Annotated in this window: 8 protein-coding genes; 2 read left to right on the top strand and 6 right to left on the bottom strand. The window is 76.3% G+C overall.

Annotated elements, in window-relative coordinates; all coding sequences use genetic code 11:
- The 6 genes from ACFV6D_RS05185 to ACFV6D_RS05160 all read right to left on the bottom strand — a co-directional run.
- The coding region (locus ACFV6D_RS05185; RefSeq protein ID WP_380558471.1) for a DUF5682 family protein at window positions 1–434 on the bottom strand (434 nt) is incomplete at its 3' end.
- Window positions 435–438: 4 nt separating this feature from the next.
- On the bottom strand, window positions 439–1653 hold the full coding sequence (locus ACFV6D_RS05180; protein WP_380558468.1) for an AAA family ATPase: 1215 nt from the start codon (window positions 1651–1653) through the stop codon (window positions 439–441).
- Complete coding sequence (locus ACFV6D_RS05175; protein ID WP_380558466.1) at window positions 1650–6803, bottom strand: hypothetical protein; 5154 nt, start codon at window positions 6801–6803, stop codon at window positions 1650–1652. Before ACFV6D_RS05175 ends, ACFV6D_RS05180 begins: the two co-directional genes overlap by 4 nt.
- Window positions 6800–7657, bottom strand: coding sequence for a DUF4132 domain-containing protein (locus ACFV6D_RS05170; RefSeq protein WP_380558463.1), 858 nt, complete (start codon window positions 7655–7657; stop codon window positions 6800–6802). The genes ACFV6D_RS05175 and ACFV6D_RS05170 overlap by 4 nt, the downstream gene beginning before the upstream one ends.
- Before the next feature lie 192 nt (window positions 7658–7849).
- A complete protein-coding gene (locus tag ACFV6D_RS05165; RefSeq protein WP_380489714.1) occupies window positions 7850–8635 on the bottom strand; it encodes an ABC transporter ATP-binding protein in 786 nt (261 codons plus the stop codon).
- Between the two features lie 121 nt (window positions 8636–8756).
- Window positions 8757–9782 carry an iron-siderophore ABC transporter substrate-binding protein gene (locus ACFV6D_RS05160; RefSeq protein ID WP_063351505.1) on the bottom strand — a complete coding sequence of 342 codons (1026 nt, stop codon included), beginning with the start codon at window positions 9780–9782 and terminating at the stop codon, window positions 8757–8759.
- A 105-nt stretch (window positions 9783–9887) separates the two neighbouring features.
- On the opposite strand from ACFV6D_RS05160, the gene fhuB reads away from it, so the two are divergent.
- Window positions 9888–12053 (top strand): Fe(3+)-hydroxamate ABC transporter permease FhuB, encoded by a 2166-nt coding sequence (gene fhuB / locus ACFV6D_RS05155; RefSeq protein ID WP_380558461.1) that lies wholly within the window; start codon window positions 9888–9890, stop codon window positions 12051–12053.
- Window positions 12054–12074: 21 nt separating this feature from the next.
- Complete coding sequence (gene fes, locus ACFV6D_RS05150) at window positions 12075–13190, top strand: enterochelin esterase (RefSeq protein WP_380489718.1); 1116 nt, start codon at window positions 12075–12077, stop codon at window positions 13188–13190.
- Window positions 13191–13222: the final 32 nt, after the last annotated feature.

The following is a 13222-nucleotide window of genomic DNA, read 5'->3' as shown; positions in this document are numbered from 1 at the left end:
GGGCTGGCGGCTTCGGGGGGCGGGGCGCGCGGGGGGGGGGCCGCGGGGGGGGGGGGGCCCCGCCGGCCCGGGGGGGGGGGGGGGGGGGCGGCGCGGGCGACGGGGGCCTGGGTGTCCTCGTCCGCCAGCCAGCCGAGCCAGGGCTGGAACTCGGTGGGGAGTTCGACCAGCACCACCTCGGGCTTGACGGCGTCGAGCAGCGCGGGGAGGACCGCGCTGAGCGACGGCGCGTGGTGCCGCACGCCGATCAGGTAGGGCCCGGGCCGGCCGGTGCCGGAGGCGGCCAGCCGCTCGGCCTCGGCCCGGACGGCCGGGCGCGGGTCGTCCAGGCCGTCCAGGTGGCCGGGGCGGAGCGGACGGACGGGGCCGTCCTGGTGGTCGGGGCCGGCCTGGTGATCGGGGCCGGCCGGGGCGGGCGTCACCGTGCTGGTCATCGCCTCATGCCTCCAGGGCCGAGCGGAGGTCCCACAGGGTGCGCCAGGTGCCGGCGCCCTGTTCGGCGCGCCGGCGGACCGGCCCGTCCCAGTAGCCGAGCAGCCGTGCCGCGTCGGCCGGGTCGTCCTTGCGGACGACGCCGATGAGTTGGCCGGGGAGGCGGCCGAGCAGGTCGCCGCCGTCGGGCAGGTAGGCGGCGGTGACCCCGAGCGCGGTGGCGACCGAGACGGCCTCTGCCGTGCTCATCACGGTGGACGGGCGCTCGACGTCCCAGCCTTCGGTGGAACGGCCGGTGCGCAGGTCACGGAAGGCGGTGACGAGGGCCTCCAGGACGGCGTCGTCCACCGCGTAGGGGGCTCCGGCGCGGGCGACGGCGACGGTCGACTGCCGGCGGACGAGTTCGACCTCGGCGGCGAGGCTGGCGATCGGGCCGACCGTCTCGAAGTTGAACCGCCGCTTGAGCGCCGCGGACATCTCGCTGACGCCCTTGTCCCTCAGGTTGGCGGTGGCGATCAGGGTGAAGCCGGCGGCGGCGTGCAGCTGTCCGTCCGGGGTGCCGGCCAACTCGGGGACGGAGAGCCGCCGTTCGGAGAGCAGGGAGACCAGCGCGTCCTGCACCTCGGGCAGGCAGCGGGTCACCTCCTCGACGCGGGCCACCGCCCCGGTGGTCATCGCGGTGAGCACCGGGGAGGGCACCAGGGCATCCCGGCTGGGCCCCTTGGCGAGCAGGAGGGCGTAGTTCCAGCCGTACTTGAGCTGGTCCTCGGTGGTACCGGCGGTGCCCTGGACGGTGAGCGCGCTGGTGCCGCAGACGGCGGCGGCGAGCAGTTCGGAGAGCATGGACTTGGCGGTGCCGGGCTCACCGACGAGCAGCAGGCCGCGCTCCCCGGCGAGGGTGACGACGCAGCGTTCGACGAGGGCGCGCTCGCCGACGAACTTCTGCTCGATGGCGAGGCCGCGGCGGCCGGCCTTGAGCTTCTCGCCGTCGCTGCCCATGACGAAGGTGACGACGGCGCGCGGGGTGAGCCGCCAGCCGGGCGGGCGCGGGCCGCTGTCGTACGCGGCCAGGAACTCCAGTTCGGCGGCGTGCTTCTCCTCGGGCGGGATGATCTGCCGGCTCGCGGGGGCGGTGTCGGCGCTCGCCTTCGTGTTGCCCGCCGGTGTGCTGTTCGTCGGTGTGCTGTTCGTCGGCGTGCTGTTCGTCGGCGTGGTGCTCATCGGCGGGCCTTCCTGCGCTTGCTGGTCTGGAGCTCTTCGTAGCCGGGGGCGTCGCCGTCGAGGGTCCGCTGCCAGGCCCGGGCGAACAGCTCCGGGACGGGCAGGTGGGGCAGCGGGACGCGGTGGGTGGGCAGTTCGTAGGGGGCGGCCTTCCAGGTCTCGGCGGGCAGGGCGGGGGCCTTGGCCTCCTGCCAGCCGCCGGGCAGGAAGAGGGTGCGGCCGGCCCGGGCCCGCTTGGCCTCCAGCACCAGGTCGGTGGCGGCGAGTTCGACGCGGGCGCGCTTGAGCCTGGCCGGCTTCCAGCCCGTCCAGCGGGCGACGTTGCGGTCGGTGGGGTCGGGCAGGGCCAGCAGTTGGAGGTAGAGCACCGCGGCGTCCTCGCCGAGGCCGTGGGCCCGGGCCGCCTCGGCGACCAGGTCGGGGACGGTGAGCTGCGGGTGCTGTAGCCAGGCCTGGCCGTCGGCGGCCACCACCGCCTCGGTGGCGGCGGCTGTCAGGCGCTCCACTTCGCCGCGCAGGACGGCCTCGATGGCGCCCCGCTCGATTTCCAGCCAGTAGCTGGCCCCCAGCCCACCGAGCAGTTCGAGCACCGGGTCGTCGGGGCCGGTGAGCCCGGCCGGACGCAGCCAGACCCGCTCGTACTCGTCGTGGTAGGGCGTCAGGACGAGGGCCGGGCCGCAGTCGACCAGTCCGTTCGGGTCGGCTCCGCCCGCGGTCGGCAGGCCGAAGTGGGTGCGCAGGACGGCCGACATCGAGGCGCCCTTGGTGGTGTGGACGAGGTGGAAGTCGAGCAGCAGGTCGGGGTCGGCGAGGCGGCTTCGCAGCGCGGCGGCGGCCGCGGGCAGCAGCGGGCGCAGCGGGCTGTCGGCGGGCAGGTGGTAGGCGAGCCAGCGCAGGGCGTCGACGGCGCGGCCGAGGTCGCCGGAGGCGGGTGCGGCGCTCTGGTCCTCGGCGAGCAGCTGGGGGGTGGACCCGCCGCCGTCGCTGAGCCGGAAGGCCGTGGTGCCGGTCAGCCAGGGGGTCTGTGCGGGGTTGAGCACCGCCTCGATGTGTTCGATCTGCGCGCCCTTGACGGTGGCCTGGGCGGCCTCGGGGAGGGTGACGAGCCGGCCGAAGTGCCGGATCCAGGCGGCGGCGCCGGCGTCGAGGTCGGGGCCCTCCGCCCAGAGGGTCTTCGGGTCGGCGGGCAGCAGGGCGCCCCAGACGTCGGCGAGGGCGGCCCGGTCGCGGCCGCGCAGCCAGTCCCGGGCGGCCTTGGCCTCGGTGGACTTGAGGCCGTACTCGGCGAGCCGGTCGGCGGGCAGCACGGCGCTGTGCCACTGGAAGAGCCCGGGCGGCGGGCTGAGCAGCAGGGCGGCGCGGGCGGCACCGATCCCGGTGAGCCCGCCGAAGGCGGTGGCGCGGTCGAGCTGCCAGGGGGCGCCTCCGTGCAGCGCGGCCGCCTGCCGGAACGCGGCGATCCAGGCGGCGCCGACCCGCTCCTCGGTGCCGCGTTCCTTGACGGTGGTGAAGTGGGCGACGGGCCCGAACGCGCCGCTCGGGTCGTGGTCGACGGCGTACCACTGCTCGGTGCCCTCGTGGTGCCGTCGGTGGCCGAGGATGACGACGGTGCGGTCGCCGTGGCGCAGCACCTGCCCCTCGCGGGGGACGGCGGGCTGGTGGCGGTTGGCGCGGTCGGCGGGTTCGCCGAGGACGATCTCGCGCAGGGTGGCGCCGCGGTCGGCGAGCACTCCCTCGGTCAGTTCGCCGAGGAGCAGCACGAGGCTGGAGCGGTGGGCCGGTTCGGTGAGCGGGGCTGCCACCGCGTAGGCGAGGGTGTCGAGACGGCCGAGCAGGTGGAGCCAGCCGTGGTGGGTGTCGCCGTGTTGCAGGGTGACGGTGGCCGGGGTGCTCCAGCCCTCGCCGGTGGCGGCCGGCGGGTCGGCCAGGACGGCGGTGACGGCGCGCAGGTTGTTGAGCACCCGCCACCGGTCTCCGTCGCCCCAGTTGGGGCCGAAGCAGGCGACGTCGGGCAGGAGGGTGGTGACGGCCTCGCGCAGTTCGTGGTCGCGGCCGTGCTCGGGCCGGTACTCGGCGGCCTCGGCCTTGGACGGCTTCTCGGCCTCCGGCTGCGGGACGAACCGGGCGATCCGGTCGAGCAGGTCGGCGGCGGTGCGGGCGAGCCCGGCGACCCCGGCGAGCAGCAGCGGGTGGCTGATGCCGGGCAGGACGGTGCCGACCGCCTGAACGGGCAGGGCGCGGCGGGCGCCACCGGACTGGGCCAGCGGGCGTCGGATGCCCTGGGCGGTGATCCAGCGCTGCTCGTCCTCGGGCACGGGCCGGCTGTCGGTCGGCCAGGCGGCGTCGATCAGGCGGGCCGCCTGCTCGGTGCCGACCGTGCGCAGGACGCGTGAGCCCGCCTCGTCGCGGGGCCGCAGGGCGTGCCAGTGGTCGAGCGGGGGGACGAGCGCGGTGCCGGCGGCGGCGAAGTCCCCCGGGCGGCAGGGGCGCAGGTCGACGGTGCGGTCGGTCTCGGCGGCCAGGTCGGGCAGGGTGAGGGCGAGGCCGTCGCGCTGCGCCTCGGTGACGACCGGTTGCGCCTGGCCGGGGAGGGTGAGGCGGCCGACCGGGACGTGGTCCGGGTGGCCGTCGGTGATCGGCAGGACGATGACCTGCCCGTCGGCGGTGGTGGTGGTGACGGCACGGTCGAGGTCGACCCGGACCCAGCTGCCGAGCACGGTGCCGTCGGTGCCGAGCGGCGTCTGCTCCAGGCCGGGCTGGAGCGGCAGCAGTCGGGCGCGCGTGAGGGTCAGTCGGCCGGCGGCCGCGGTGGCGGCGATCACCGGTGGTTCGGCGGCGCGGCCGAGGGCGCCGGTGTGCGGGTCGAGTTCGCGCAGGACGGCGCCGTCCTGGCCGTAGCGCACTGTCCAGTGGCCGGTGCCGTCGCCGAGGACGCGGTGTTCGGCGGGCATCCGGGTGTCGCCGGGGTGCAGCGGGCGTTCGCCGGTGGTGCGGCCGCCGCCGGGCAGCGGGAGGGAGGGGGGCTCGGGATCCCGGTCGCCGTAGTGGTAGCCGGTGATGGTCTCACCGGTGAGTTCGACGACCTCGCCGGGCCGGCTGGACCAGTAGGCGTGCTGCTTTCCGTCCTGGTACCAGGCGACGAGGAGTTCGCCGTCGACGAAGCGCAGCCGGGGCTGGTTCCAACGCTCCTTCGCCGGGGGCAGGCGCAGGGTGTGCTCCAGCAGGACGCCCTGCGGGCCGACCACGACGGCTTGGTCGTGGCGGGCGAGGATCAGGTGCGGCCAGGCGTCCTCGACGATCAGGCCGGTGAGGCGCCCGCCGTTGAGGCCGGGGGTGTCCTGCGGCTCGGGCTCCGGGGCGCCGGAGTCGGGGCCGGCAAGGTCCGCAGAGTCCACGGGCTTGGCCGGGTCGGCCGGGTCGGCGAGCTTGGCCAGGGCCTCTTCCAGGGCCGGCCAGCCGAGTTCGTCGAGGATGCCGGCGCCGAGCGCCCCGGCGAGCAGGGCGGTGACGTCGAGGGCGGCGATCCGCTCGGCGGCGGCCGGGGCAACGGCCCGCACGGCGGTGCGGTACGGGCTCAGCGAGCGCACCAGGTCGGCGGCGCCGGCCAGCCCGCGGGCGGCGGTCAGCTCGTCGGTCCGGAGTTCGGCCCACTCCTCGAACAGGCGGCGCAGCAGCGGCAGGGCGGGCACCTGCCGCTTGACGGCGGTCTCCCAGGCGGGCGGGGTCGCGGCGCGCAGGACGGGCCGGAACCGCGGGTCGGCGGCGACGGCCGCGAGGCCGGCGCTGTCGGGGCCGCACTGGTCGACCCAGTCCTTGAGGTCGAACCGGAGGGTGGCCGACGGGTCGGCGACGGGCACGCCGTCGGCGAGCAGCCGGTCCAGCAGGTCGAGTTGGGTCTGGCTGCTGTGGACGCCGGTGTACAGGTCCACCGGGACGCCGTCGGCCCGCAGCCGCTCGGCCATCCGGCCGGCCAGGGCGACGGTGGCGGCGCAGCTGGGCCGGGAGCGCCAGCCGCGCCCGAGGTGGTGGCACCAGCGCTGCAGCCACGCGGCGGCGGGCTCGGCGCCCTCGGCGCGCGGGCCGGTGAGCAGCTGCTCGGCCCCGGTCTCGGCGAGCAGGACGAGCCAGGCGGTGTCGTTCACGGCGGCGTCGGTGCCGGCCGGGTCGGGCATCAGCTCCAGCAGGCGGGCCCGGACCACCGGGTCGCGCCGGCCGAGTTCGGTCAGGGGGCCGTGCCAGGACTTCCAGAACGCCCCGGGCGCCCGGTTGGCACCCGGGCCGGCCAGCAGTTCGGCGAGCAGCGCCTGTTCGTGCTCGGCGCGGTCCAACCCGGCGGCCTTGATCAGTGCGCGGGCGTCCTCGGCGACCCCGGCGTAGGGGGCCATGCCGGCGGCGGAGCGCTCGGTGCAGAGCTGGCGGAAGCGCTGCCAGGCGGTCAGCGCGTCGAGCCGCCCGGCGAGCTCCTTGACGTACTGACGCAGGGACTTGACGGTGAGCGCGCCGGCCAGGGCGAACTCCAGGAAGACGGCGCGCAGCCGCTCCTCGTCGACCGTCAGGCGGTAGGTGCGCTCGGCCTCGCGGGCCTTGCCGAAGTAGCCGGCGGCGTAGGTCTGGTTGCCGTGGGCGAGGAAGATCCGGCCGACCTCCTCGCAGAAGGTGGGCAGGAAGTGCGGCACGGCGCGGCCGAGGCGGGCGGCGAGCGCCTCGAACCCGTCCTTGGCGGTGCCGGGCTTGGACCGGGCCTGGCGGGAGAGCCGTTCCATCTCCTTGACCAGGGCGAGCGCGTGGTGCCCGTTGGCCGGGTCGTGGACCAGCGCCCAGGCGGGGAAGCCGAGCGCCTCCTGGCGGACCTGGCCGACCTCGGCGGGCGTGCCGTCGGGGACCAGCCCGAGGAAGTCGACGGCGAGGTCCTCGGCCGGTCCGAGCGCGCCGGGGACCAGCCGGACGATCCGGCGCCCGTCGAGCGCGGGGTGGGTGTAGGCGCGGGCGGTGAGCACGTCGGCGGCGCTGTCGGGGCGGCCGACGCCGGGCAGGGTGCCGGGCGGGAGCACGGCCCCCGCGTCGAGCAGCCGCTCGTGCGGCCCGGCGTCCTGGGCGGCCCTCCGGTCGGCGTCCTGAACGGCCCTCTGGTCGAGTCCGGTGGCGGTCATGCGGCGTCCTCCCCTTCGATGGTGCGGCCTGCGTACAGTGCGGCGGCCATCCGCATGCCCTCGGACCAGGCGATCGGGCCGACCTCGGCGAGCGGCAGCACCCGGCCGTCCGGGCCCGCCCAGCTGAGCGCGCCCGTCTCGCAGGCGTCGTACTCGTAGTAGTCGCCCACCCAGACGCGGGCCTCGACGGTGCGCCCCGCCTCCACCACGGGCTGGACGGCGGAGCCGCCGCGCACCCGGTGGCCGAGCCGGGCACAGCGCCCGAGCAGTTCGCGCAGCTCCCGGTAGCGGCCGCCGGCGTAGGTGGTGACCTCGGTGCCGGTCGGCCGTTCGTCCGGCCGGTGCCAGACCTCCCGGTAGAGCTGCGGCACGCGCTGGGAGACGCCGAGCTCGACGGCGAACTCGCGCAGGTCGTCGAGGTCCGGGAGCAGCACGGGGTGGGGTATCAGGATCTCGCCGTCGGTGAGCCGGACGGTGTCGCCGTCCAGGTCCACCAGGCCGAGCCCGCGCTCGGCGTCCGCACCGCGCAGGAAGCCGGCGACGGCGCCGTCCGAACCGGTGACCACCAGGTCGCGCAGGACGGCCTGCCAGGCCTCGTCCGCCCAGACCGCGGTCAGCACGGCGGCGGGCACCGGCAGCGAGCGCACCATCCACCGCTCGACGTCCTCCTGGCAGCGCCGCTCGTGCGCGGCCAGCCACTCGGTGAGCTGCCTGAGCTGGGCGACCACCGGATCGTCACCGAGCTTCGACGGCAGGGACTTCAGCTCGCGGCCCGCCGCGTTGCGGCAGACCACCTTGCCCTCCCCGTCGAGCGCGACGCGGTACCCTCCCGCGTCTGTTTCCACCCATGCCACGGACGTCTCCTCCCACCTGCCGGTCAGCGATGCGAGGAACGTAGCGAGGCCCACTGACAAAGCGGCGGCCGGGGAGGCTGTTCCGCGGCTTCCGGGGCGCAAACCCGTCGAACGAGTGAACGGGACAGGGCGGCACGCCGCCTGCCCCGCCACCCGTCTCCCGTCGCCCGCCAGGTCACACCTGACGCATCGTCAACGTACTGACGCCGCCCGGGGGACGATCACCGGAGCGCCGTCGCCGGGGGCGGCGAGCACGTCGCTGTCGATGTCGTACAGCGCGCGCACCAGCGGTGCGTCGACCACCTCGCGGGGCGGGCCGCAGGCCACCACCGAGCCGTCGCGCAGGGCGACGACCAGGTCGGCGTAACGGGCCGCCGCCGCGAGGTCGTGCAGCACCATGACGACCGTCCGCCCGCCGGCGGCGACCTCGCGGACCAGTTCCAGCACCTCGACGGCGTGCCCGAGGTCGAGCGCGCTGGTGGGTTCGTCGAGCAGCACGACGGGCGCGTCCTGGGCGAGCACCATGGCGAGCCAGCAGCGCTGCCGCTGGCCGCCGGAGAGGCGGTCCAGCCGGCGGTCGGCGAGCTCCTCGACGCCGGTGGCGCGCAGCGCCCGCGCGGTGAGCCGCTCGTCGTCGGACGACCACTGGCGGAAGAGCCCCTGGTGCGGGTGGCGGCCGTAGCGGACGAGTCCGGCGACGGTGACCGCCTCGGGGGCCTGCGGGCTCTGCGGGAGCAGCGCGACCCGGTGCGCGGCCTGGCGCGGCCGCAGCCGCCAGACGTCCTCACCGCCGACCAGCACCCGCCCGCCGTCCGGCCGGTGCAGCCGGGCGACGGCCCGCAGCAGGGTGGACTTGCCGCAGCCGTTCGGGCCGACGACGGCCACCACCCGGCCGGCCGGGACGGTGAGGTCGACGCCGGCGAGCACCGGGCGGCCGGGGCCGTAGCCGGCGGTGAGGCCCTGGATCGTCAACTCCATCGAGGGTTCCTTCGGTTGGAGGGGGCTGCGGGCCGGCCGGGCGAGGTGCCGGCCGGCCGGGCACGGGCGCGGGCCCGAGCGCGGCCGGGTACGGGCCCGAACGGGCCCGAACGCGGGCCGGTCAGGAGGCGGCGAGCGCCTTGCCGATGTCGCCGATGACCACGTCGGCCGCGAGCGGCCCGCCGCGGGTGGACCAGACCGACCCGTCCACGGTGACGGCGTGCTTGTTCTTCACCGCGCCCAGCTCCTGGTAGGCGGGCTTGGACTGGACGTCCTTGAGCGCGGTCTTGCCGTCATCGGTGAGGGTGGACAGGAACAGCCAGTCGCCGTCGATCTCGGCGAGCTTCTCCAGGCTGAGCGCCGGGCTGTGCGCGTTGCCGTCCTTGTCCTGCGCGGCCGGGCGGGTGAGGCCCATGTCGAGGGCGACGCCGCTGGCGAACTGCTTCTTCTCCATCCAGCTGGGCCCGGTGGGGTTCCAGCGGACGATGGAGACGGCCGCGCCCTTGTTCTTGCCGAGGTCGCCTCCGGCCTTGGCGGCCTTGGCCTCGTAGTCGGCGATCACCTTGTTGCTCTGGTCGAGCTTGTTGACGGCGTTTCCGATGCCGCGGAAGGCGAGCTTCCAGTCGTCGGTGGGTGCCATGGTGACGAGGGTGGCGGGGGTGATCTCGCGCAGCTGCTTGAGCATCTGCTCGTCCTGCATGTCGCCGGCCAGGATGAGGTCGGGCTTGGCGGCGATGACCTTGTCCATGACGGGCTGCAGCAGGTTGCCGACCACCGGGACGCCCTGGACCTTGTCCTTGAGGTAGGCGGGCGGCTCGTTGAGCCCCTGGCCGTTGGTGATGCCGACGGGCTTGACGCCGAGGGCGAGCACCGCGTCGAGGTCCTCCTGGGTGAGGGTGACGATCCGCTGGGGCGCGGCGGGGATCTCGACGGCCTTGCCGGTCGCGTCCTTGACGGTGCGCTTGCCGCCGGCCGCGTCCGCCGCCGGGCTGCCGGCGGCGGTGGAGCCGCCCGCGGAGCCCGAGGATCCGGAGGAGGACCCGGAGGAGCCGCACCCGGCGAGCAGGAGGGCGGCCGCCCCGGTGACGGCCAGCGCCCGGGCCGCGCGGCGGCGGACGGGGTGGAGCGGGCTCTGGGCGAACGGCATGGGTGCCTCCGGGCAGCGGTGGTACGGGGGTTGGGCGGCGTCCGGGTGACCCGGCACGGTGGCGGTGACCACAGGACGATGCGCTCATTAGGTTAGCCTTACCTTATGACATTGTCGCAAGTGGGCGCCCCCGGGGAGTCCCGCACCGAGCCGGACGCCCCGCCGCCACCGCCGCCACCGCGCGGGGACGGCCGCCGCGCCGCCTGGCCGATCGCCCTCGGCGCGGTCGCGGTCCTGCTCGCCCTCGCCGCGCTCTCGCTGTCCGTCGGCGCCGGGGAGGTCGGCCCCGGGCGGGTGCTGGACTACCTGCTGGACCGCCACGGCGCCCGCGCGGACAGCCGGCTCGCCCTCGTCGTCGGCGACCTGCGCCTGCCCCGCACGGCCACCGCCCTGCTGGTCGGCGCCGCACTCGGGGTCGCCGGGGCGCAGCTGCAGTCCGTCACCCGCAACCCGCTCGCCGAGACCGGACTGCTCGGCGTCAACGCCGGCGCCTCCCTGGGGGTCGTGCTCGGCATCGCCGTACTCGGCATCCAGACCTCGTACGGGTACCTGGCCTTCGCCTTCGGCGGCGCCGTGCTCGCCAGCACGCTGGTGCTGCTCATCGCGGGCGCCCGGGGCGGGTCGCCGATGCGGCTGGTGCTCGGCGGCTCGGCGGTCGGCGCCACCTTCGGCGGGCTCACCGGCGTGCTGATCGTCAACTCGCCCGAGGCGTACGACCGGTACCGGGTGTGGGTGCTGGGCTCGCTGGCCGGGGTGGAGGGCTGGACGACACTGCGCCAGCTCGCCCCGGTGCTCGGCGTGGGCTTCCTGCTCGCCCTGCTCGCCACCCGGCCGCTCACCGCGCTCGCGCTCGGCGACGACCTCGCCCGCGGCCTCGGCCACCGCCCCGGCGCCACCCGGGCCGCGGTCGCCTTCGCCGTCACCCTGCTGACCGCCTCGGCCGTCGCGCTGGCCGGCCCGATCTCCTTCCTCGGCCTGCTCGCCGGATTCCTGGCACGGACCGTCGCCGGCCCCAGGGTCGGGCAACTCACCGTGCTCGCCGGGCTGTTCGGCGCCGCAGTGCTCACCGGGGCCGATGTGCTGGCCCGGGTGGTGGCCCGCCCGTTCGAGGCGCCGGTGTCGGTGATCGTCTCCCTGGTCGGCGCCCCCGCGCTGATCGCGATCGTCCGCTCCCGCCGGACCGCCGCGCTCGGCATGGCCGATCCGGCCGAGCCCGCCCCCGTCCGGCGGTCCGAGCCGCCCGCGCCCAAACCCGACCTGGTGCTGCGGCGCGGCGCCTGGTCGCTGCTGCTCCCCCGCCGGGCGCTGCTCGCCTCGCTCGCCCTGGCCGCGGCGCTGCTCGCCGTCGTCGTCGTGTCCGCCCACGCCGGGCAGAGCGAGCTCGGCCTCGGCCGCACCCTCCAGGCCGTGTTCGGCTACGGCGACCGGCTGGACGTGCTGCTGGTGCAGAAGTTCCGGCTCGGCCGGATCGTCGCCGGGCTCGCCGCCGGCGCCGCCCTCGGCCTGGCCGGCTGCCTCACCCAGACCCTCGCCCGCAACCGCCTCGCCACCCCCGAACTGCTCGGCGTCAACGACGGCGCCACCGCCGCCGTCCTGATCTCCGCCACCGTCTCCGGCACCTTCGGCGCCTGGTGGGCCGGCCCGCTCGGCGCGCTGGCCGCCGTCCTGGTCGTCACCCTGGTCTCCGGCGGGCTCGGCGCGCAGGGCTACCGGGTGCTGGTCGTCGGCCTCGCGATGTCCGCGCTCGCCTCGGCCGTCATCCAGGTCGCGCTCGCCCGCCGCTCGCTCAACTCGGCCGGCTCCCTTTACGTCTGGACCTCCGGCAGCCTCAACGGGCGGGACTACGCCGTCGCCACCCCGGTCCTGATCGGGCTGGCCGTGCTCGTGCCGCTCGCGCTGGCGGCGGCCCGGCGGCTGGCGGTGCTGCGCTTCGACGACAGCGTGGCCGCCTCGCTGGGCGTCGACCCGGGCCGGGTCCGGCTCGGCTGCCTGCTGCTGGCCGTCGCGCTGGCCGGGCTGGCCGTCGGCGTGTGCGGGCCGGTCGGCTTCGTCGCGCTGGCCGCGCCCGTGATCGCCGGGCGGCTGGCCGGGCCGGCGCGCGTGCCGGTCCTCGGCTCGGCACTGACCGGCGCCGTCCTCGTCGTGCTCGCCGACACCGTGGGGCGGGTGCTGATCGGCGGGGTGGAGATCCCCGTCGGCATCGTCACCACCGTCCTCGGCGGCCCCTTCCTGCTCTGGGTGCTGCTCGGCCGCAAGGGCACCCCCGCCTAACCTCCCCGAGGAGTCCCGCAGATGGAAACCCTTCCCCTGGTCGCGCCCGATCCGGCCGACCCCGCCTACCGCCTGGTCACCTTCGTGCACGAGGACGCGTCGTGCGACGGCGTGCTCGCGCTCCTGCACACCGTCACCGACAAGGACCGGCACGCCGGCGACCTCGCCCCGCACCTGATGACCCGCCGCGACGACGGCCGTTGGTCGATCACCTACCGGCTGCGAGCCGACCACCGGGCGTCCTACCAGCTGTACCCGTTCCGGGGGGACGCCCCCGGCACCACCCGGGCGGACTGGCTGCGCGTCCTCGACCACGCCCGCCCCGACCCGCACGACGCCGCCCCCCGGCTGCCCGCCCGCGACGGGCGCCACCCGTCGTCCGTGCTCAGCCTGCCCGACGCCCCCGCCCAGCCGTACGCCCGGCGGCGCGACGGCGTGCCGCGCGGGCGGACGGTGGCCCACGAGGTGGCCGGGCGGCGGGTGGACGTCCACCTCCCCGCCGGTGGCGGAGCGTCCGCCGGTGGCGGGCCGTTCGCGGTGGCCGTGCTGCTGGACGGCGAGATGTGGGGCGAGGTGCTGTCGGTCGGCGACACCCTCGACAACCTGGCGGCGGACGGCGCCATCCCGCCCACCGTCGCCCTGCTCGTCCACACCATGGGCCCCTGTCGCCCCGACGACCTCAGCTGCAACCCGGCCTTCGTCGACCTCCTCGCCGACCGCCTCCTCCCCTGGGCGGCAGCGGAGTTCGGCACCACCACCGACCCGGCCGGCACCGTCATCGCCGGCCAGAGCGCGGGCGGCCTCACCGCCGCCTTCGCCGCGTTCCGACGCCCCGACCGCTTCGGCGGCGCGCTCTGCCAGTCCGGTTCCTTCTGGTGGCCGGACGAGACGGAGTTCGACGAGGGCAGTGAGTGGCTGACTCGCCAATTCGCCCGCGAGCAAAGGCGGGAGGCCCGGTTCTACGTCGAGGTCGGCCTCCAGGAGTGGATGCTGCTCCCGCAGAACCGCCACCTGCGCGACGTCCTCACCGCCCGCGGCTACGACCTCGCGTACCGCGAGTTCAACGGCGGCCACGACTACGCCTGTTGGCGCGGCGGGCTGGCGGACGGGCTGGCGCACCTGCTGGGGCGTGCCTGACGGTTCCCGGCAAATCGGCGGACCGGCGGACC

Source organism: Kitasatospora sp. NPDC059812 (assembly GCF_042732075.1).
Taxonomy (GTDB): Bacteria; Actinomycetota; Actinomycetes; order Streptomycetales; family Streptomycetaceae; genus Kitasatospora.
The sequence above is the reverse complement of the archived record's forward strand: the minus strand, read 5'-3'. Positions and strand labels throughout refer to the sequence as shown.

Bases quoted from the DNA above. Each gene is read 5' to 3' on its own strand.
- ACFV6D_RS05180 (WP_380558468.1), bottom strand. From the start codon at position 1,653: ATGAGCACCACGCCGACGAACAGCACGCCGACGAACAGCACACCGACG.
- ACFV6D_RS05175 (WP_380558466.1), bottom strand. From the start codon at position 6,803: ATGACCGCCACCGGACTCGACCAGAGGGCCGTTCAGGACGCCGACCGG.
- ACFV6D_RS05165 (WP_380489714.1), bottom strand. From the start codon at position 8,635: ATGGAGTTGACGATCCAGGGCCTCACCGCCGGCTACGGCCCCGGCCGC.
- ACFV6D_RS05160 (WP_063351505.1), bottom strand. From the start codon at position 9,782: ATGCCGTTCGCCCAGAGCCCGCTCCACCCCGTCCGCCGCCGCGCGGCC.
- fhuB (WP_380558461.1), top strand. From the start codon at position 9,888: ATGACATTGTCGCAAGTGGGCGCCCCCGGGGAGTCCCGCACCGAGCCG.
- fes (WP_380489718.1), top strand. From the start codon at position 12,075: ATGGAAACCCTTCCCCTGGTCGCGCCCGATCCGGCCGACCCCGCCTAC.